At 72.9% G+C, this 19,693-nt stretch carries 15 protein-coding genes and 1 riboswitch; of the genes, 10 read left to right on the forward strand and 5 right to left on the reverse strand.

Going from position 1 to position 19,693, the window contains the following annotated elements:
• Window positions 1-376 precede the first annotated feature (376 nt).
• The 10 genes from OOK31_RS03755 to OOK31_RS03800 all read left to right on the forward strand — a co-directional run bounded on the left by OOK31_RS03755 (window position 377) and on the right by OOK31_RS03800 (window position 12,077).
• Complete coding sequence (locus tag OOK31_RS03755) at window positions 377-1,354, forward strand: hypothetical protein (RefSeq protein ID WP_267010874.1); 978 nt, start codon at window positions 377-379, stop codon at window positions 1,352-1,354.
• The gene (locus OOK31_RS03760) at window positions 1,351-2,799 is read left to right on the forward strand and encodes an NADH-quinone oxidoreductase subunit NuoF family protein (RefSeq protein WP_267010875.1); all 1,449 of its coding nucleotides are present in this window, start codon (window positions 1,351-1,353) and stop codon (window positions 2,797-2,799) included. The genes OOK31_RS03755 and OOK31_RS03760 overlap by 4 nt, the downstream gene beginning before the upstream one ends.
• Before the next feature lie 180 nt (window positions 2,800-2,979).
• A complete protein-coding gene (locus OOK31_RS03765) occupies window positions 2,980-3,990 on the forward strand; it encodes an SCO0930 family lipoprotein (RefSeq protein ID WP_267010876.1) in 1,011 nt (336 codons plus the stop codon).
• Window positions 3,991-4,088: 98 nt separating this feature from the next.
• Window positions 4,089-4,511, forward strand: a complete 423-nt coding sequence (locus tag OOK31_RS03770; RefSeq protein WP_267010877.1) for a hypothetical protein — start codon at window positions 4,089-4,091, stop codon at window positions 4,509-4,511.
• A gap of 69 nt (window positions 4,512-4,580) precedes the next feature.
• A riboswitch (cobalamin riboswitch) is annotated at window positions 4,581-4,699 on the forward strand.
• Window positions 4,700-4,929: 230 nt separating this feature from the next.
• Complete coding sequence (locus OOK31_RS03775; RefSeq protein ID WP_267010878.1) at window positions 4,930-6,429, forward strand: CoA-acylating methylmalonate-semialdehyde dehydrogenase; 1,500 nt, start codon at window positions 4,930-4,932, stop codon at window positions 6,427-6,429.
• 5 nt (window positions 6,430-6,434) lie between these two features.
• The gene (locus OOK31_RS03780) at window positions 6,435-7,580 is read left to right on the forward strand and encodes an acyl-CoA dehydrogenase family protein (protein ID WP_267011824.1); all 1,146 of its coding nucleotides are present in this window, start codon (window positions 6,435-6,437) and stop codon (window positions 7,578-7,580) included.
• Entirely contained in the window at window positions 7,577-8,650 is a 1,074-nt protein-coding gene (locus OOK31_RS03785) for an enoyl-CoA hydratase/isomerase family protein (RefSeq protein WP_267010879.1), read from the forward strand. Before OOK31_RS03780 ends, OOK31_RS03785 begins: the two co-directional genes overlap by 4 nt.
• The gene (gene mmsB, locus OOK31_RS03790; protein WP_267010880.1) at window positions 8,647-9,549 is read left to right on the forward strand and encodes a 3-hydroxyisobutyrate dehydrogenase; all 903 of its coding nucleotides are present in this window, start codon (window positions 8,647-8,649) and stop codon (window positions 9,547-9,549) included. The genes OOK31_RS03785 and mmsB overlap by 4 nt, the downstream gene beginning before the upstream one ends.
• Complete coding sequence (locus tag OOK31_RS03795; protein ID WP_267010881.1) at window positions 9,546-10,319, forward strand: enoyl-CoA hydratase; 774 nt, start codon at window positions 9,546-9,548, stop codon at window positions 10,317-10,319. The genes mmsB and OOK31_RS03795 overlap by 4 nt, the downstream gene beginning before the upstream one ends.
• Window positions 10,320-10,484: 165 nt before the next feature.
• Window positions 10,485-12,077 (forward strand): alpha/beta hydrolase, encoded by a 1,593-nt coding sequence (locus tag OOK31_RS03800; RefSeq protein ID WP_267010882.1) that lies wholly within the window; start codon window positions 10,485-10,487, stop codon window positions 12,075-12,077.
• A gap of 61 nt (window positions 12,078-12,138) precedes the next feature.
• On the opposite strand, the gene OOK31_RS03805 is transcribed toward OOK31_RS03800, so the two are convergent.
• The 5 genes from OOK31_RS03805 to OOK31_RS03825 form a co-directional block, all read right to left on the reverse strand.
• Window positions 12,139-12,552, reverse strand: coding sequence for a PaaI family thioesterase (locus tag OOK31_RS03805; RefSeq protein ID WP_267010883.1), 414 nt, complete (start codon window positions 12,550-12,552; stop codon window positions 12,139-12,141).
• Between the two features lie 57 nt (window positions 12,553-12,609).
• Window positions 12,610-14,643 (reverse strand): NADPH-dependent 2,4-dienoyl-CoA reductase, encoded by a 2,034-nt coding sequence (locus tag OOK31_RS03810; protein ID WP_267010884.1) that lies wholly within the window; start codon window positions 14,641-14,643, stop codon window positions 12,610-12,612.
• A 167-nt stretch (window positions 14,644-14,810) separates the two neighbouring features.
• The gene (locus OOK31_RS03815) at window positions 14,811-17,834 is read right to left on the reverse strand and encodes a glycoside hydrolase family 38 C-terminal domain-containing protein (protein ID WP_267010885.1); all 3,024 of its coding nucleotides are present in this window, start codon (window positions 17,832-17,834) and stop codon (window positions 14,811-14,813) included.
• A gap of 33 nt (window positions 17,835-17,867) precedes the next feature.
• On the reverse strand, window positions 17,868-18,725 hold the full coding sequence (locus OOK31_RS03820) for a carbohydrate ABC transporter permease (RefSeq protein ID WP_267010886.1): 858 nt from the start codon (window positions 18,723-18,725) through the stop codon (window positions 17,868-17,870).
• Window positions 18,722-19,615, reverse strand: coding sequence for a carbohydrate ABC transporter permease (locus OOK31_RS03825; protein WP_267010887.1), 894 nt, complete (start codon window positions 19,613-19,615; stop codon window positions 18,722-18,724). The genes OOK31_RS03820 and OOK31_RS03825 overlap by 4 nt, the downstream gene beginning before the upstream one ends.
• Window positions 19,616-19,693: the final 78 nt, after the last annotated feature.

Raw genomic sequence — 19,693 nt, forward strand, 5'->3', positions numbered from 1 at the left:
TGTGCCAAGAGAGTTGCAGCCACCGCACCCCCTTCTGGAGGGATTCGGCCACTTTCGGTCCCGCGGTTTTGCCTTGTTTTTGCCGTCGGTGACGCGTAGTCGGCGGACGGCGCGGTGGCCTGTCACAACCCCCACTGGAGGGGAATCTTCCGGCGTTGTTCGATGTGCCGGAGACGGGGCGCGAGAAATTATCACGTTTCGATAAATTCCGTGGAGATGCCGTGTGCCTCCACGATGCTGCTGCACTCCGGCCCCGAGCCCCTCCTTCTCGGCCCGGCGCGGGAATTCCACAGCGCCGACGGCCACCACCGACGACAACCCCCGGGTGCCGAGCGCCAGGTGGAGTGCTCGGAGCCCGGGTGCACAGGAGAACTGGATGCCCCTGACCCAGCCGCACATGCCCCGCTCGCACAGAGCCCGAAGCAGGAGTCGTCACGCGGCGGCGGCGGCCCCGGCCGCCGGGAAACGGGCCGTCCGGCGGCCCTCGCTGCTGCCCGCCGACGGCAGGCTCCGCCCGAGCGTGGTCTGCGCCGCCGCCGCGGCCCTCGTCTCCCTCCTCGTGGCCGCCCGGGCGGGCGCCCTGACCCGGGTGTGGGAGTTCCTCGACTACGGGGCGGGCGTGCTCTCCCTCGTCAGCCTCACGGCCACCGTCCTGTGGGGCCTGGCCGCCACCGACCGGGTGGTACTGGGCTCGGGACACCGCCTGCTCGCGCAGGCCGCGCACCGCGGTCTGGCCGTGGCGGGCCTGGCCTTCCTCGCCCTGCACATCTGGGTGAAGGTCGCGCTGCGGCAGACCTCCGCGGCCGCCGCCGCGGTGCCGTTCGCGGACGCGGACCGGCCGGTGGTCATCGGCCTCGGCACACTGGCCGGATATCTCTTCGTGTCCGTCGCCGTCTCCGGGGCCGTGCGTAGTGTCTTCGCGACCAAGAGCCGCTCGCTGTGGTGGCGGGCCCTGCACATCGGGGCGTACCCGGCGTGGGGCGCCTCGCTCGTGCACGGGCTGAAGGCCGGCCGTCCGGCCGACGCCTGGGTGACCGCGGCCTACGCCCTGTGCCTGGCCGGGGTCGCCGGCGTGCTGGCGCTGCGCATCAGGTCCCGCAGGGCCGGCGCGGGCGCGCCCGCCCGGCCGGCGGCCCCCGCCCCGCGGCAGCCCCAGGTGCGGACGTACTCCGTCGGCGACGCCCCGCTGGTGGAGGTGCTCGCCGCCGCGGGGCCGCGTCCGGCGCGGGCTGCGGCCCTCGACGGCGGCCGGCGGTCCGCGCCGCGCCGCTACGGCGAGCCGGACCCGGGCGGCGCCGGGCCGGTCCTGGAGGAACCCACGCGGCGGCTCGTCGCCCGTAAGGGGCGGGCGTGAGCGGCGACCCGCGCCCCGGCCTCGGCTGTGTGGGCGCCCCCCGGCTGCTGGCCGGGCTGGACCAGGCACCGCGGCTGGACCGCCTCGGGCACCTGACGGCGCACGGCCCGCTCCCCCGCTACCGCCCCGACGAACTCGTCGCGCTCGCCTCCGACATCGACCTGCGGGGCCGGGGCGGGGCGGGTTTCCCCTTCGTCCGCAAACTGCGCGCCGTCACCCAGTCGGCCCGGGGGCGGGACGGGCAGACCGCCGTCGTCGTCAACGGCAGCGAGGGCGAGCCCAGTTGCCTCAAGGACACCGCCCTGCTGCTGCACGCACCGCATCTGGTGCTCGACGGCGCACTGTTGGCGGCCGCCGCGATCGCCGCCGAGGACGTCGTGGTCGCCGTCACCCGGGCCGATGTGGAGCAGTCCGTGCGCGACGCGGTCGCCGAACGCGGCCCGGGCGGCCGTCAGGTGCGCGTGGTGCGACTGCCCGAGCGGTTCGTGACCGGGGAGGGGACCGCCCTGACGGCCGGGCTGAACGGCGGCCCGGCGCTGCCGTCCGGGAAGAAGGTGCGCACCAGCGAACGGGGCCTGGGCGGCGTGCCCACCCTGCTGTCGAACACCGAGACCTACGCACAGCTCGCCGTCGCGGCGCGCCTCGGCGAGGCCGAGTACCGCAGCACCGGCCTGCCGACCGAGCCGGGCACCGTCCTGCTGACCGTGGCCGGCTCCACGGTGGTCGAGACGCCGACCGGGGCCGCGCTCCCGTACGTCCTGGAGCTGTGCGGCACCCGTCCCGGCCAGGGGGTGCTGGTCGGCGGCTACCACGGCCGGTGGCTCAGCCCCGGGGCGGCCCGCGCGGCGGACGTGTCCCGGCAGTCGCTGGCCTCCTTCGGCGCGGTCCTGGGGGCGGGGGCCGTGCTGCCGCTGCCCGAGGACACCTGTCCGGCCGGGGAGGTGGCCCGGGTGACGCGCTGGATGGCGAAGGAGTCAGCGGGCCAGTGCGGGCCCTGCGTACGGGGGCTGCCCGCGCTGGCCGACGTACTGGAGGACGCCGTCCGCGGCGGGGGCGCGGGCGCCCTCGAAGCGGTGGAGGCGCGGATGAAGGGGGTGCGGGGCCGGGGGGCCTGCAGTCATCCCGACGGCACCTCGCACTTCGTGGCCTCGGCCCTCACCGCGTTCCCCGACGAGTTCCGCGACCACGCCCTCGGGAGCGGGTGCGGCCGGCGCGTGCTGGGGGCGCTGCCGCTGCCGCAGGACGAGGTACCGGAGCGGCTGGTCGTGGACTGGACCCTGTGCAAGGGCCACGGGCTGTGCGTGGACATCCTGCCGGACGTCGTACGGCTCGACGCGGACGGCTACCCGGCCCAGGCCTCCATGCCGGTGCCGGGGCGGCTGCGGCCGAAGGCACTGCGCGCGGTGCGGCGCTGCCCGGCGCTCGCCCTGCGCATCCAGGAATGAGGAGGGGGCGCCGGGCCGGTGAACGGCTGCGGTGAACGGCTGCGACCCGGCCCCGAGTTCATTCCTGTCGCGATCTGACAAATTCCCGGGGATGTGAACAGCCGCGGCGCCCGGCCCCGTATCAATGAGTGAGTACGAGAAAAGCACGGGACCTGACCTGAAGGAGAGATCGTGCAGGAAATGCGTCGTGGGATATTCGCCGGGTCGGCGGTCGCGGTACTGCTCCTGACCGCGGGATGCGGCCTGTCCGACAATCCTTCGGGAAAGTCGGACGCGGTACAGCCGGTGGGCGACAGCAAGCAGCTCGGCTCCCTCTACGGATCCGGTTCCGGCTCGGGGTCCGGCTACGGGTCCGGGGCCGACGCGGGGTACGGCGGCGACACGGGCGCCGCCGCGGCCGGGGCGGGGGCGGCGGCCGGGCAGCTGAAGGTGCAGGAACTCCCGAACCTGGGCTCCACGGTCACCGACGGCCAGGGCATCACGCTCTACCGCTTCGACAAGGACACGGCCAAGCCCCCGAAGTCCAACTGCGAGGGGGACTGCGCCAAGGCCTGGCCCGCGGTGGCGGCGGACGACGCCTCGGCCGGCGCGGGCATCGACGCGGGCCTCCTCGGTTCGGTGGCGCGGGCCGACGGCACCAAGCAGCTGACGCTCGGGGGCTGGCCCGTATACCGGTACGCGAAGGACACCAAGCCCGGGGACACCCTCGGTGAGGGCGTCGGCGGGACCTGGCACGTACTGGGCCCCGACGGCAAGCCGGCGGCCCCCGCCAAGCCCGGCGGCGCGGGCGCCGACCCGGCGGCTCCCGCCGTTCCCGCCGTTCCGCCGAAGAAGGGGGCGCTCTCCGTGAATGCGAATGCCCAGCTCGGAAACATCGTCGCGGACGGCGAGGGACGCACTCTCTACCGTTTCGACAAGGACAGTGCCTGGCCGATGAAAATCGGCTGCGTCGATTCCTGCGTCGACACCTGGAAGCCCGCCAAGCCGGTCGACAAGGCCGAGGTGTCGGGAATACCGGCGGAATTGGTGGGCTCGGTGAAGCGGCCGGACGGCAGCGAGCAATTGACGATCGACTGCTGGCCCGTCTACACCTTCACCGGCGACAAGGAACCGGGTGACATCAGCGGGCACAACAAGCAGGGCCTCTGGTTCGCCGTGACCGACAAGGGCAAGAAGGCGAAGGCCGCCTAGGCCGCCCGCGCCGATCGACGTGGTGCCCGGGATCCTCCGCGCCGGGCACCACGCCCGCACCCCGTTCAGCCCGTTCAGCCCGTGAGAGTGAGGTCGCCATGCCGTCGAACGGCCGCCGGACCCGCCGGACGCTCCTGCTCGTCGCCGCCCTGTGCGGCGCGCTGTCGGCCGGCGGCTGCGCCCGCTCCGACGACCCGGCGGGCCGGACCCGCCCCGCCACGGTCGAGGAGATCGCGAGCGCCATCGGCTGCACCGCCCAGGTGAGTCTGGAGGCCGACGAACTGCGCCAGGGCGGATGCGAGACCGGCCAGGGCGCCTACCGCGTGACCACCTTCGCCGACGGGAGCGGCCTGCGCTCCTGGCTGGCCGAGACCCGCGCGTACGGGGGCACGTACCTGGTCGGGAACCGCTGGGTGGTCACCGCCCCGACCCCCGAGTCGCTGACCGCGCTGCGCGCCCGCCTCGGCGGCGCCCTGGAGACCACCACCCCGCACTCCCCCCACGGCGGCATGTCGCACTGAGGAGCCGGGCCGGCCCTGTAGGGGGCTTCGAGCGGCGGGGTGGACTTACTAGGACGTCCAACTATATGTTCGTGGGCGAAGGCCCGCGGTGCAGGGAAGCCGGTGTGAATCCGGCACGGTCCCGCCACTGTGACCAGGGGAAAGCTCTCCCTGGAAGTCAGATACCGGCTGCGGAATGTTCTGTGTTGTTGTCCACGAGGATGGAGCAGACACGCATGGCACCGGTACGTCTTGACGACCCAGGTGATCCGGCAGAGCGCACGCGACTCTTCGCGCGCTTCTAGGCAGGTACGCGCGCCCTCCCGCGCCGCGCCCCGCCCGTCCCACGGCATTGTTCCCGCGCCCCGCACCGGCCCCGGTGCGCGGCGCGGGCCTGCCGTGCCATCCCCGGATCCCACCTGACGAGAGCAGGCTCCCCATGGTCCGCGAACTCACCCATTTCATCGGTGGAAAACACACCACCGGCGGCTCCGGCCTCTACGCCGACGTCTACGACCCCAACACCGGCTCCGTCCAGGCCCGCGTGCCGCTCGCCTCACGCGCGGACACCGAGGCGGCGATCGCGAACGCCGAGGAGGCGCAGCGGGAGTGGGCCGCCTGGAACCCGCAGCGGCGCGCCCGCGTCCTGCTCCGCTTCCTCCAGCTCGTCGAGGGCGAACGCGACTCCCTCGCCCGCCTGTTGTCGTCCGAGCACGGCAAGACCGTCGCCGATGCGCACGGTGACCTCCAACGCGGCCTGGAAGTGGTCGAGTTCGCGGCCGGGATCCCGCACCTGCTGAAGGGGGAGTTCACCGACAACGCCGGCACCGGCATCGACGTGCACTCCCTGCGCGCCCCGCTGGGCGTCGTCGCGGGCATCACCCCCTTCAACTTCCCGGCGATGATCCCGCTCTGGCAGGCCGCCCCCGCCCTCGCCTGCGGGAACGCCTTCGTCCTCAAGCCCTCCGAACGCGACCCGTCCCTGCCGCTGCGGCTCGCCGAACTCTTCCTGGAGGCGGGCCTGCCGCCCGGCGTCCTGAACGTGGTCAACGGCGGGAAGGAGGCCGTCGACACCCTGCTGGAGGACCCCCGCGTCCAGGCGCTCGGCTTCGTCGGCTCCACACCCGTCGCCGCGCACATCTACGCGACCGCCGCCGCCCACGGCAAGCGCGCCCAGTGCTTCGGCGGCGCGAAGAACCACATGGTCGTGATGCCGGACGCGGACCTCGACCAGGCCGTCGACGCCCTGATCGGGGCCGGCTACGGCTCGGCGGGCGAGCGGTGCATGGCGATCTCGGTGGCCGTTCCGGTCGGCGAGGAGACCGCCGACGCGCTCGTCGGCAAGCTGAAGGAGCGCATCGCCGCCCTGCGCATCGGACGCTCGGACGACCCGGAGGCCGACTTCGGGCCGCTCGTCAGCCGGGACGCCCTCGACCGGGTCCGCCGCTACGTGGACATCGGCGTGAACGAGGGCGCCGAACTCGTCGTCGACGGGCGCGGGTTCAGCCTGCCCGGCCACGAGAACGGCTTCTTCGCCGGAGCCTCCCTCTTCGACCGGGTGAGTCCGCAGATGCGGATCTACCGCGAGGAGATCTTCGGCCCGGTGCTGTGCGTCGTACGGGCCGCCGACTACGAGGAGGCCCTGCGGCTGCCCAGCGAGCACGTCTACGGCAACGGCGTGGCCCTCTTCACCCGCGACGGGGACACTGCCCGCGACTTCAGCCGCCGCGTCAACACCGGCATGGTCGGGATCAACGTACCCATCCCGGTACCGGTCGCCTACCACACCTTCGGCGGCTGGAAGCGGTCCGGCTTCGGCGACCTCAACCAGCACGGCCCCGACTCCATCCGCTTCCACACCCGTACGAAGACCGTCACCTCGCGCTGGCCCTCGGGGCTCCGGGAGGGCGCGAGCTTCACCATCCCGACGATGGGATGAGCGCCATGACCGCCACCCTCACCGAGGAACAGCTCGCCCTCGCCGAGGTCACCCTCGACTTCGCCCAGGAGCACCTGGCCCCGTACGCCGTCGACTGGGACCGCGACAAGCACTTCCCCGTCGACGTACTGCGCCGCGGCGGCCGGCTCGGCCTCGCGGGCGTGTACGTGAGCGAGGAGTACGGGGGCTCCGCGCTCTCCCGCGCCGACGGGATCCTCGTCTTCGAGGCGCTCGCCACCGGCTGCCCGTCGATCGCCGGGTACCTCTCCATCCACAACATGGTCGCCTGGATGATCGACCGCTACGGCGATCCGGCCCAGCGCGCCCGCTGGCTCCCCTCGCTCTGCACGGCCCGCTCCCTGGGCAGTTACTGCCTCACCGAGCCGGGGGCCGGCTCCGACGCCGCCGCCCTGCGCACCCGTGCCGAACGAGACGGCGACCACTACGTCCTGACCGGCGTCAAGCAGTTCATCTCCGGCGCCGGGGCCTCCGAGGTCTACATCGTCATGGCCCGCACGGGCGGCCCGGGGCCGCGCGGGATCTCCGCGTTCGTCGTGGAACGCGCGGACGCCGGGCTCTCGTTCGGCGCCGACGAACGCAAGATGGGCTGGAACGCGCAGCCCACCCGCCAAGTCGTCCTCGACGGCGTACGCCTCCCCGCCGACCGGCGGCTCGGCGCGGAGGGCGAGGGTTTCCGCATCGCCATGAGCGGCCTCAACGGCGGCCGCCTCGGCATCGCCGCCTGCTCCCTGGGCGGCGCCCGCAGCGCCCTCGACCGCAGCCTGACCCACCTCGCCGACCGGGAGGCCTTCGGCGGCCGGCTGCTCGACGCGCAGGCGCTCCAGTTCCGGCTGGCCGACATGGCGACCGAGCTGGCGGCCGCCCGCGCCCTGGTGCGGCAGGCCGCGGAGGCCCTCGACCGGGGCGATCCGGCCGCCCCCGGGCTGTGCGCGATGGCCAAACGGTTCGCCACCGACACCGGCTACACGGTCGCCGACCGCGCCCTCCAACTGCACGGCGGCTACGGCTACCTCAGCGAGTACGGCATCGAGAAGATCGTCCGCGACCTGCGGGTGCACCAGATCCTGGAAGGAACCAACGAGGTCATGCGCATCATCGTCGCCCGAGGACTGACGGAGGCCCTGCGATGAGCACCGACGAGGCCGTGGTGGTCGGGCGGTTGGGGCGGGCGGGGTTGCTGACCCTGAACCGGCCGAGGGCGTTGAACGCGTTGACGCACGCGATGGTGCTGCGGATGGCGCAGGCCCTGGACGCCTGGGAGACGGATCCGTCCGTCGAGGTGGTGGTGGTACGGGGCGCGGGTGAGCGGGGGCTGTGCGCGGGCGGTGACATCCGGGCCATCCACGACGACGCGAAGGCCGGGACGGGTCTGTCGGCCGGGTTCTGGCGCGACGAGTACCTGCTCAACGCCCGTATCGCGGCCTGTCCGAAGCCGTACGTGGCGTTGATGGACGGGATCGTGATGGGCGGCGGGGTCGGTGTGTCTGCACACGGCAACGTCCGGGTCGTCACCGAACGGTCCCGGATCGCGATGCCGGAGACCGGGATCGGGTTCGTCCCCGACGTCGGCGGGACCTACCTGCTGGCCCTCGCCCCCGGGGAGCTGGGCACCCACCTGGCGCTGACCGGTACCGCGATCGGGGCGGGTGACGCCCTGCTGTGCGGGCTCGCCGACCATTACGTGCCCTCCGACCGCCTCGACGCCTTCACCGACGACCTCACCCGCGAGCCCGTCACCGAGGCCCTGGCCCGCCACGTCGCACCCCCGCCCCCGGGTGAACTGGCCGCCGCCCGGGAGTGGATCGACCCCTGCTACCGGGCCGGAACCGTCGAGGAGATCATCGACCGGCTCCACGCCACCGGCATCCCCGCCGCCAAGGAGACCGCCGGCATCCTCCTCGCCAAGTCGCCGACCGCGCTGAAGGTCACCCTCGCCGCCCTGCGCCGCGCCCGTGAACTCGGCCCCCTGGAGCGCGTCCTGGAACAGGAGTACCGGGTCTCCTGCAACGCCCTGGCCCACCCCGACCTCGTCGAGGGCATCCGCGCCCAGGTGATCGACAAGGACCGCGACCCCGCCTGGAACCCGCCCACCCTCACGGAGGTTCGTGACTCCGATGTGGAGCGCTACTTCGCGCCCCTCGGTGAGGGCCGTGAGCTGAGACTCGCCACCACCGACTCCCCCCAGGAGGTGCCCTGGTGAACCGTACCGTCGCCTTCGTCGGGCTCGGCCACATGGGCGGCCCGATGGCCGCGAACCTCGTCGCGGCGGGCCACCGCGTGCTGGGCTTCGACCTCGTGCCCGAGCTCCTCTCCGCCGCCGCCGACGCGGGGGTGGAGCCGGCCGGGTCGGCGGCCGCCGCGGTGTCCGCCTCGGACACGGTGATCACGATGCTGCCGACGGGCCGCCACGTGCTCGCCCTCTACGAGGAGCGGGGGCTGCTCGCCGCCGCCCGCCCCGGCAGCCTGTTCGTCGACTGCTCCACCATCGACGTGGCCGACGCGCGGGCGGCCCACGCGGCGGTCCGCGCGGCCGGGCACCGGGCCCTGGACGCGCCGGTCTCCGGCGGGGTGACGGGTGCGCGGGCCGCGACCCTCACCTTCATGGCGGGCGGCGGGGAGGAGGAGTTCGCCGCCGCCGGGCCGCTCCTCGCCGCCATGGGGAAGAAGGCCGTGCACTGCGGGGCCGCGGGCGCCGGCCAGGCCGCGAAGATCTGCAACAACCTGATCCTCGGCATCTCGATGATCGGTGTCAGCGAGGCCTTCGTGCTGGCCGAGAGCCTGGGCCTGGACCATCAGGCCCTCTACGACGTGGCGTCGACCGCCTCCGGCCAGTGCTGGGCGCTGACCGTCAACTGCCCCGTCCCCGGGCCGGTTCCGGCCAGTCCCGCCAACCGGGACTACCTGCCGGGCTTCGCGGCGCCCCTGATGGCCAAGGACCTCGGTCTGGCCGCGAACGCCCTGCGCGCCGGGAACGTGGACGCGCCGCTCGGCCTGAAGGCGGCCGAGATGTACGCCGCGTTCGCCGCGGGAGAGGGCGCCGGCCTGGACTTCTCCGCGATCGTCCACACCCTCCGACCGCAGAACGGAAGCGAAGCATGACCTACGAGACCGTCCTGGTCGAGCGCAAGGGCCGGGTGGCCCTGCTCACCCTGAACCGGCCCGAGGCCCTGAACGCCCTGAACCTCCAGGTGATGACCGAGGTCGTCGCGGCCACCGAGGAACTGGACCGGGACCCGGGCGTCGGCTGCATCGTCCTGACCGGATCGGCCAGGGCCTTCGCGGCGGGCGCCGACATCAAGGAGATGCGCCCGCAGACCTACATGGACATGTACCTCTCCGACTGGTTCACCGCGTGGGACCGCCTCGGGCAGCTTCGTACGCCCACGATCGCCGCCGTCCGCGGCTACGCCCTCGGCGGCGGCTGCGAGCTGGCGATGCTGTGCGACATCCTGCTCGCCGCCGACACGGCCGTCTTCGGGCAGCCCGAGATCAAGCTCGGGGTGATCCCCGGCATCGGCGGCTCCCAGCGCCTCACCCGCGCCGTCGGCAAGGCCAAGGCGATGGAACTCTGCCTGACGGGTCGGACCATGGACGCGGTGGAGGCCGAACGGGCCGGGCTCGTCTCCCGGATCGTCCCGGCCGGCGAACTCCTCGCCGAGGCCCTGTCCGTGGCCGAGACCGTGGCCGGCATGTCCCTGCCCGTGGCGATGATGGCCAAGGAGGCCGTGAACCGCTCCTTCGAGACCACCCTCGCGGAAGGCGTCCGCTTCGAACGCCGTCTGTTCCACGCGGTGTTCGCGACCGCCGACCAGGAGGAGGGCATGTCCGCGTTCGCGGACAAGCGCCCGCCGCACTTCACGCACGGCTGACGGTCCGACGCGTCGGGAGTCAACACCCCCGGCGCGTCGGTCAGTTGTCCGGAAATCGACTCGTTCGTGAGGAGCACGAGAGCCGCCCTGAGGGATGATTCGCCCGCACGCCGTTTGCTCCAGGGTGGGCAGGGAATCGCCCCTCTCGGAAAGGACCGGCTCTTCGTGCGCGTTCGAAGTCTCGCTCCCCTGCTCGCCGCAGGCGGCCTCCTCGCCACCTCCCTCCCCCTGCTGTCCGCGACCCAGGCGGCTGCCGCCCCCGTCTCGGACTACTCGCCCCAGAAGCCCGCCTGGCACCGGTGCAGCCCGGACCAGCCGGCCTCGTACGAGTGCGCGACCCTCAAGGTGCCGCTCGACTACCAGCACCCCCGGGGGAAGACCCTCGACCTCGCCATATCCCGCATCAAGAGCCAGAACCCCGCCAAACGGCACGGGATCATGCTGCTGAACCCGGGCGGTCCCGGCGGGTCGGGCCTCGACCTGCCGCTGATGATGGACGAGGCGATGCCGAAGGAGGTCAAGGAGCGCTACGACCTGATCGGCTTCGACCCGCGCGGCGTGGGGGCCAGCAGCCCCATCAGCTGCGGACTGAACGACGCCGAGCAGAAATTCGACCGCGCCTACCGCCCCGAGACCTTCCCCGGGGACGTCGCGTGGGCGCGTACCGTCGCCGACAAGTGCCGGGAGAAGGCCGGTTCGGTGCTCCCGTACATCACCACCCGCAACACCGCCCGCGACATGGACGCGATCCGTGCGGCGCTCGGCGAGCGGAAGGTCTCCTACCTGGGCTACTCGTACGGGACGTACCTGGGCGCGGTGTACTCGCAGATGTTCCCGGGCCGGACCGACCGCTTCGTGCTGGACAGCGGCGTGGACCCGCAGCGGATCTGGCGCGGCATGATCCAGGTGTGGGCGACGGAGGCCGAACCGGCGTTCGCCCGCTTCACGCGCTGGACGGCGGAGCACGACGGCGAATACCACCTGGGGGCCACGCCCGAGGCCGTCTCCTCGGTCTTCTGGGGGTTGGTGGCGCGGGCGGACCGCGAGCCGATCGACTTCCAGGGCCAGAAGCTGACGGGGGACGACCTCCGGGCGTCCCGCGCGCTGTTCTTCTACCCGCAGCAGGCGGCCCCCGCGGTCGCCGCGCTGAAGGCCGCGGCGGAGGGGACCCCGCCGCCGCAGGGCCTGAAGGTGCCGGACCTGCGGCAGTTCACCGGGACGGCGAAGCCGGTCCAGGGGAAGACCTCCCCCGCGCCCGCGCCCGCGCCCGACAACGGGATCGCCGTCTTCTGGTCCGTGGCCTGCGGGGACACCGACGCCTGGCCGCGGGATCCCGAGCAGTACCGGCGGGACGCGGTCCGCGACAAGGCGGCGTACCCGCTGTACGGGGACTTCGCGTCCAACATCAAGCCCTGCGCCTTCTGGCAGCGGCCGGCCGAGGCGGCCACGCCGATGAAGACCCGGGCTGACGTCCTGACCGTGCAGAACGAGTGGGACTCGCAGACCCCGCTCGTCAGCGGCCAGGGCCTGCACCGTGCGCTGAAGGGCTCGCGGTCGGTGCTGGCGCTGGGCGGTGAGGGCCACGGCGTGTACCTGGCCGACCCCAACTCCTGTGCGAGCGCGCCCGTGAACGCGTACCTGACCACCGGCCGGCTGCCCGCGCGGGACATCTCCTGCCGGACCGCTCCGGGCCTCGCCGAGCGCCAGCAGGAGGGAACGGCCCCGCTGCCGCTGCCTTCGACGCCCGGGCGGTTCTGACCCGTCCCCGCTCCCCGGTCCACAGGTGCCGCCCGCGTCCTCGCGGGCGGCACCTGCCCGGTCAGCCCAGGAGGGCGTACACGGTGGAGGCCTTCGCCGCCGGTTCCGCGGCGCCTTCGGGGGTCATGGTGATGTCCGCGAAGGCCATGCGGCGGCCGAGTTTGGTGAGGCGCACGTCGATCAGTACGTCGGCGCCGGTCACCGGGCGCTGGAAGCTGGTCGACTGCTGGACGGTGGTCATCGGGCCGTACGCCCCGAGCGCGGCACTGATCGCGATCACGGTGGCGGTGTCGGCGGCGGCCATCAGGGCCTGGCCGCTGAGGCCCCCGCCGTCCCGGGCGAGGGTGTCGGACCAGGGCAGGCGCAGTACGGCGTGGCGTTCGCCCGTCTCCTCGACGGTCAGGCCGAGGGCGAGCACCCAGGGGGCGAAGTTGTCCTTGAGGATCCGGTCGGCGTCTGCCGGTGTCAGCGTCACCCGCCGATTGTGGCGGCCCGGGACGGGCCGCCACAACTCCTGTGCTTCCGGGGGAGGTCAGAGGCTCGCGGCGAGTTCCGTGCCCTGCTTGATCGCGCGCTTGGCGTCGAGTTCGGCGGCCACGTCGGCGCCGCCGATCAGGTGGGCGGCCACGCCGGCGGCGCGCAGCGCCTCGTAGAGGTCACGGCGCGGCTCCTGGCCCGTGCACAGGACGACGGTGTCGGCGGGCACGAGGCGCGGCTCGCCGTCGACGGTGATGTGCAGGCCCTCGGCGTCGATGCGCTCGTACGTGGCGCCGGCGACGGAGACGACGCCGCGGTGCTTGAGCTCCGCGCGGTGGATCCAGCCCGTGGTGGTGCCGAGGCCGCCGCCGACCTTGGTGGTCTTGCGCTGGAGCAGGTGCACCTGGCGCGGCGGGGCGGGGCGCTCGGGGGCGGTGAGGCCGCCGGGGCCGGCGTACTCGGTGTCGACGCCCCAGTGGCGGAAGTAGACGGCGGGGTCCTGGGAGGCGCCCTCGCCGCTGTCGGTGAGGAACTCGGCGACGTCGAAGCCGATGCCGCCGGCGCCGACGACGGCGACGCGCTCGCCGACGTGGACCCCGTCGCGCAGGACGTCGAGGTAGCTGACGACGTTGTCCCCGTCCACGCCCTCGATGGCGGGGGTGCGGGGGGTGACGCCGGTGGCGACGACGACCTCGTCGTAGCCGGTGAGGGTCTCGACGTCGGCGCGGGTGTGGAGGCGGACCTCGACGCCGCTCTCCGCCAGCTGGTTGCCGAAGTAGCGGATGGTCTCCTCGAACTCCTCCTTGCCGGGGATGCGGCGGGCGACGTCGAGCTGGCCGCCGATGTGGCCGGAGGCCTCGAAGAGGGTGACGGCGTGGCCGCGTCCGGCGGCGGAGACGGCGCAGGCCAGGCCGGCCGGGCCGGCGCCGACGACGGCGACGCGCTTCTTCAGCTTCGTCGGGGACAGGACGAGTTCGGTCTCGTGGCAGGCGCGCGGGTTGACCAGGCAGCTGGTGATCTTGCCGCTGAAGGTGTGGTCGAGGCAGGCCTGGTTGCAGCCGATGCAGGTGTTGATGGTCTCGGGGCGGCCGGCGGCGGCCTTGGCGACGAAGTCGGCGTCGGCGAGGAAGGGGCGGGCCAGCGAGACCAGGTCGGCGCGGCCGTCGGCGAGGAGTTCCTCGGCGATCTCGGGGGTGTTGATGCGGTTGCTGGTGACGAGGGGGACGGAGACCGCGCCCATCAGCCGCTTGGTGACCCAGGTGTAGGCGCCGCGCGGGACGGAGGTGGCGATCGTGGGGATGCGGGCCTCGTGCCAGCCGATGCCGGTGTTGATGATGGTCGCGCCGGCCGCCTCGATCTCCTTGGCGAGGTGGACGACCTCGTCGAGGGTGGAGCCGCCGGGGATCAGGTCGAGCATGGAGAGCCGGTAGATCAGGATGAAGTCCTCGCCGACGGCCTCGCGGGTGCGGCGGACGATCTCCAGCGGGAAGCGCACGCGGTTCTCGTACGCGCCGCCCCAGCGGTCGGTGCGGCGGTTGGTCGCGGCGGCGATGAACTCGTTGATCAGGTAGCCCTCGGAGCCCATGATCTCGACGCCGTCGTAGCCGGCGAGCTTGGCGAGGCGGGCGGCGCGGACGAAGTCCTCGATGGTCCGCTCGACCTGGACGTCGCTGAGCTCGTTCGGGACGAAGGGGCTGATGGGGGCCTGCAGGGCGGTCGGGGCGACCAGGTCCTTGTGGTAGGCGTAGCGGCCGAAGTGGAGGATCTGCATCGCGATCTTCCCGCCCTCGGCGTGCACGGCCTCGGTGATCACCCGGTGCTCGGCGGCCTCCTCCTCGGTGGTGAGGCGGGAGCCGCCCTCGAAGGGGCGCCCGGCGTCGTTGGGGGCGATGCCGCCGGTGACGATCAGGCCGGCGCCGCCGCGGGCGCGCTCGGCGTAGAAGGCCGCGAGACGTTCGAAGCCGCGCTCGTGCTCCTCGAGGCCGGTGTGCATCGAACCCATGATCACGCGGTTGGGCAAGGTGGTGAACCCGAGGTCCAGGGGGCTCAGCAGGTGGGGGTACCGGCTCTCGGAGCTCTGCGGGTTCATCTGGGGTGCCTCCTCGCACGGGGTGATGAACCTGTTCTAGCGACCCCCGGGTGGTTTTGCAACTAAGTGCATAACCGGTCGAGGGGCCCCGTGGCCCGGGAATCCCCGGGCCACGGGGCCGGCCGCCTCCCGCCTGTGGCGCAGTTCACGGCCTTCCCGCGCGCGCCTCAGGCCCGGTGGAGGCGGATCGTGAGGATCTGGAAGGGGCGCAGGGTCAGGGCGACGGTGCCGTCCGGGGCGGGGGCGGCGAGCGCCGTGCCGTCCAGGGGGCGTTCCAGGAGGTCGCACTCCGTCGCCGCCGTGATCGCGAACCCGGGTGTCAGGGTGGCCGTGGCCCGGCCGCCCCGGGACTCGTAGAGGCGGACGATCACGTCGCCGCCGCGGTCCTCGGCCAGCTTGACCGCCTCGACCACCACCGCGTCCTCGTCGACCGCCAGCAGCGGGGCCACCGGGGCCGAGCCCCGCACCACCCGCTCCGGGAGGTTGAGCGCGTGGCCCTCGCGCACCGCGTCGCCGATCGTCGCGCCCGGGGCGAGGGAGTAGCCGAGGGTGTGCCGGCCCTGGTCGGTCTCCGGGTCCGGGTAGCGCGGGGCCCGCAGCAGGGACAGCCGGACCGTGGTGGTCTGCCCGCCGTCGGGCCGGACCTCGCGGGTGACGTCGTGCCCGTACGTGGAGTCGTTGAGCAGCGCCACGCCCCAGCCGGGCTCCTCGGCGTGGATCCAGCGGTGGGCACAGATCTCGAACTTGGCGGCCTCCCAGGAGGTGTTAGTGTGCGTGGCCCGGTGGACGTGCCCGAACTGGGTTTCGGAGGCGGTCCGTTCGGCCTTCACGTCCAGCGGGAAGGCGGCCTTGAGGAACTTCTCGCTCTCGTGCCAGTCCACCTCCGTGACGATGTCCAGCGCCTTGGCGCCCGTCCTGAGGGTGAGGCGCTGGGAGACGGTGGACGAGCCGAAGGAACGGGTCACGGTCACCGTGGCCGCCGCCGGGCCGCTGCCGGTGACCTCCAGGGAGTCCAGGGCGAGAAGGTCGGTGACCCGGTTGCGGTAGAAGGCGTCGATGTCCCACGCGTCCCACATGTTCGGGTGGTCCGGGTGGATCTGGAGCAGGTTGGCGGCGCCGCCCGGGGCGACGGCCTCCCGGCGGCCCTCCAGGTCGTAGGCGGAGACGACCAGGCCGCGGCCGTCGATCTCCACCAGCAGGCGGCCGTTGGCGAGGACGTGCCCGCCGCCGTGCCGCTCCTCGACCGTGACCGGCTGTCCGGACCCGGCCGGGCGGCCCGCACCGCCGGCCGGGATGCCGCGCCGGGTGTGCGGGGCGCAGTTGAAGACGAGTTCCTCCTCGCCCGGTCCGGCCAGGGCGGTCTGCGCCGCGAGGGTGAGGGCGCGCAGCTCCTCGCGGACCTTCCCGTAGGTCTCGCGCGCCTCGCGGTGCACCCAGGCGATGGAGGAGCCGGGGAGGATGTCGTGGAACTGGTGGAGCAGGACGGTCTTCCAGATGCGCTCCAGGTCCTCGTACGGGTAGGCGAAGCCCGGGACGCGCACGGCGGCGGTGGCCGCCCACAGCTCGGCCTCCCGCAGCAGGGACTCGCTGCGCCGGTTGCCCTGCTTGGTCCTGGCCTGGGAGGTGTAGGTGCCGCGGTGCAGTTCGAGGTAGAGCTCGCCGGCCCAGACGGGGGCGTCCTCGTACTCGGCGCGGGCCTTCTCGAAGAAGGCGTCGGGCCGCTCGACCTCCACGCGCGGGGAGCCTTCGAGGTCGCGCTGGCGGCGGGCCCGGGCGAGCATCTCGCGGGTGGGGCCGCCACCGCCGTCGCCCCAGCCGAAGGGCACCAGGGAGCGTGAACCCCGGCCCTTCTCCTGGTAGTTGCGGGCGGCGTGCGCGAGCTGGGCGCCGCCCAGGTCGCTGTTGTAGGTGTCGACGGGCGGGAAGTGCGTGAAGACGCGGGTGCCGTCGATGCCCTCCCACCAGAAGGTGTGGTGGGGGAACTTGTTGACCTGGGACCAGCAGATCTTCTGCGTCAGGAACCACTTGGATCCGGAGAGCTTGACGATCTGCGGCATCGCCGCCGTGTACCCGAAGGAGTCGGGCAGCCAGACGTTGTGGGTCTCGATGCCGAACTCGTCCAGGAAGAACTTCTTGCCGTAGAGGAACTGGCGGGCCATGGCCTCGCCGCCGACCATGTTGGTGTCCGACTCCACCCACATGCCGCCGACCGGCACGAACTGCCCGTCCGCGATCTTCTTCTTGATCCGCTCGAAGAGCTCGGGCCGGTGGGTCTTGATCCAGTCGAGCTGCTGGGCCTGCGACATGGCGAAGACGAACTCGGGGTGCGCGTCCATCAGCGCGACCATGTTGGAGGTGGTCCGGGACACCTTGCGGACCGTCTCGCGCAGCGGCCACAGCCAGGCCGAGTCGATGTGGGCGTGGCCGACGGCGCTGATCCGGTGCGCGGAGGCGTTCGCGGGGGCGGCGAGCACCCCGGTGAGGCGCGCGCGGGCGGCGGCCGCCGTGCCGGGGACGTCGGCGAGGTCGAGCTCGTCCAGGGCGCAGTCCACGGCGCGCAGGATCTCGTAGCGCCGGGCGTCGCTCTCCGCGAGCTGCGGCATGAGCTCGTGGAGGACCTCCAGGTCCTGTACGAGTTCCCACACCTCGGTCTCGAAGACGGTGAGGTCCATCCGGGCGAGCCGGTACAGGGGCTGGTCGCCGCTCGTGCGGACGTCACCCTCGTAGGTGGGGGTGTGCTCGACCAGGACCGGGTTGGAGGCGGCCTCGACGTACCACTCGATCCGCTCGCCGCCCGCCGCCCGGTCGGCCACCCGCACCCAGTCGTTGTACGGGTTGAGGGCCTTGACCTCGCTGCCGTCGGCGCGGTGCACCAGGCCCTCGCACTGGAAGCCGGGCATCATCCGGTCGAAGCCGAGGTCGAGGACGGCCTCCACGGTCCGGCCCGCCCACTGCGCGGGAACGGTCCCGGTGACCTTGAACCAGGTGGTGCCCCAGGCCGGGCCCCAGGTGTCGCCGATCGCGCAGGGCCCGTACGGGGCGGCCAGCCCCTCGGCGACGGGGACGGGCTCCCCCGGGGCCTCCCAGCGCTCGACGGTGAGCGGGACCGGGCGGGTGTGGACGGCGGGCCTGACGCGCTCCGCGAGGACCCGGCGGAGGCGGTGTTCGGTGACGCTGCGGTCGTCGTGCATTGCGGCGGCTCCAGGGAGGAGGAGGTGTGGTTCTCAGGTCTTCACTGCGCCTTCGCCCACGCCCTTGAAGAAGAAACGCTGGAGGGCGAAGAAGAGGAGCATCATCGGGACGAGCGCGGCCATCGCTCCGGCCGCGATGATCCGCTGGTCGCTGGTGGTCGTGGCACCGGCCAGGGTCTTCAGGCCGAGCTGGAGGGTGTAGTGGTCGCTGTCGGTCAGGACGAGCAGGGGCCAGAGGAAGTCGTCCCAGGCGCCCATGAAGCTGGTCAGGCAGACGACGGCCAGGGCGCCCCTGGCGGCGGGGAGGAAGACCCGGGTGAAGCGGGTCCACTCGTTCGCGCCGTCCAGGACGGCGGCCTCCTCCACCTCCTTGGGTACGGCGAGGAAGGAGGCCCGCATGATCATGATGTTGAGCACGGAGACCGCCCCGGGCAGCCACACGCCGACGAGGGTGTCGACGAGGCCCATCTCGCGGACGGTGAGGAACATCGAGATCATCACCGACTCGAAGGGGAACATGAGGGTCGCCACGAGCACGGTGAAGACGGTCCTGCGGCCCTTCCAGCCGGCCCGGGAGAGGGCGTAGCCGCCCATCGCGGCGAACAGCGCGTTCGAGGTGACCGCGAGGGCCGCCACCGTCAGGGTGTTGCCGGCGTACTGGAGCAGCGGGAAGGACTCGGCGACGCGGACGTAGTTGTCGAGGGTGGGCCGCGACGGCAGGACGCCGTCGTACACGTTCTCGGTGCGGCCGCGGATCGAGGTGAGGAACTGCCAGACGATCGGCCCGAGCATGACGACGAGCATCAGGCAGAGCGTGGCGTACCGGGCTGCGAGGGCGAGCCGGCGGCGCCCGCGGCCGGACCCGGTGCGCGCGGCGGCCCCGGCGCTCACTGGTCGTCCCCCTTCGACAGGCGGCGCCCCAGGAGGCTGAAGACCAGCGTCAGGAGGAACAGCAGGATGGAGACGGCAGCGGCGTAGCCGGTCTCGCCCGCGAAGCCCAGGCCGACCTGCCGGATCAGGAAGGGCAGGGTGCGGGCGCCGCCGCCGGGGCCGCCGCTCTCGCCGCCGAGGATGTAGATCTCGGTGAACACGCGCAGGGCCGAGATGGCGGACAGCGTGGCCACCAGCAGCATCATCGGTTTCACCTGCGGGACGGTGATGCTGAAGAAGCGGCGTACGGCCCCGGCGCCGTCGATCGCGGCCGCCTCGTAGAGGGAGGCGGGGACGTTCCCGAGGGCCGCCAGGTAGAAGACCATGTAGTAGCCGAGGCCCTTCCACACGGTCACGATCATCGCGGAGACGAGCAGCATGGTGGAGTCGGTCAGGAACGGGACCGGCCCGGAGACGATGCCGATCCTCTGGAACACGGTGTTGACGAGTCCGTCGCTGCGCAGCACCCACTGCCAGATCAGGCCGACGACCACCGCCGAGGCGATCACCGGGGTGTAGAAGGCGGAGCGGAAGAAGCCGATGCCGGGGATCTTCGTCTGGACGAGGACGGCGAGGGCCAGCGGGAGCAGGACCAGGCAGGGGACGACGACCACCAGGTAGAGCACGCTGTTGCCGGTGGCGACCCAGAAGTCGGGGTCGGCGAAGGCGCGGGTGTAGTTGTCGAGGCCGACGAAGCCGCCGCCCTTGAGGATCTTCGCGTCGGTGAGGGAGAGGATGACGGTGTTGACGAACGGCCAGAGGCTGAACAGCGCCACCATGACCAGGCCGGGGGCGAGGAAGAGGTAGGGCGTCCACCAGGTGCGGTGGTGCAGTCCGGTGTCGGCCTCCATGGCCGCCCGCGCCCGCTTCGCGGACCGCCCGGGCGCCTGTCGCGCGGCCCGTGGGGGGTTGCCGGGCCGGCGGTCCAC

The organism is Streptomyces sp. NBC_00249 (genome assembly GCF_026342355.1).
Taxonomy (GTDB): Bacteria; Actinomycetota; Actinomycetes; order Streptomycetales; family Streptomycetaceae; genus Streptomyces.

Bases quoted from the DNA above. Each gene is read 5' to 3' on its own strand.
- OOK31_RS03765 (WP_267010876.1), top strand. From the start codon at position 2,980: ATGCGTCGTGGGATATTCGCCGGGTCGGCGGTCGCGGTACTGCTCCTG.
- OOK31_RS03780 (WP_267011824.1), top strand. From the start codon at position 6,435: ATGACCGCCACCCTCACCGAGGAACAGCTCGCCCTCGCCGAGGTCACC.
- OOK31_RS03755 (WP_267010874.1), top strand. From the start codon at position 377: ATGCCCCTGACCCAGCCGCACATGCCCCGCTCGCACAGAGCCCGAAGC.
- OOK31_RS03795 (WP_267010881.1), top strand. From the start codon at position 9,546: ATGACCTACGAGACCGTCCTGGTCGAGCGCAAGGGCCGGGTGGCCCTG.
- OOK31_RS03770 (WP_267010877.1), top strand. From the start codon at position 4,089: ATGCCGTCGAACGGCCGCCGGACCCGCCGGACGCTCCTGCTCGTCGCC.
- OOK31_RS03825 (WP_267010887.1), bottom strand. From the start codon at position 19,615: ATGGAGGCCGACACCGGACTGCACCACCGCACCTGGTGGACGCCCTAC.
- OOK31_RS03775 (WP_267010878.1), top strand. From the start codon at position 4,930: ATGGTCCGCGAACTCACCCATTTCATCGGTGGAAAACACACCACCGGC.
- OOK31_RS03815 (WP_267010885.1), bottom strand. From the start codon at position 17,834: ATGCACGACGACCGCAGCGTCACCGAACACCGCCTCCGCCGGGTCCTC.
- OOK31_RS03810 (WP_267010884.1), bottom strand. From the start codon at position 14,643: ATGAACCCGCAGAGCTCCGAGAGCCGGTACCCCCACCTGCTGAGCCCC.
- OOK31_RS03785 (WP_267010879.1), top strand. From the start codon at position 7,577: ATGAGCACCGACGAGGCCGTGGTGGTCGGGCGGTTGGGGCGGGCGGGG.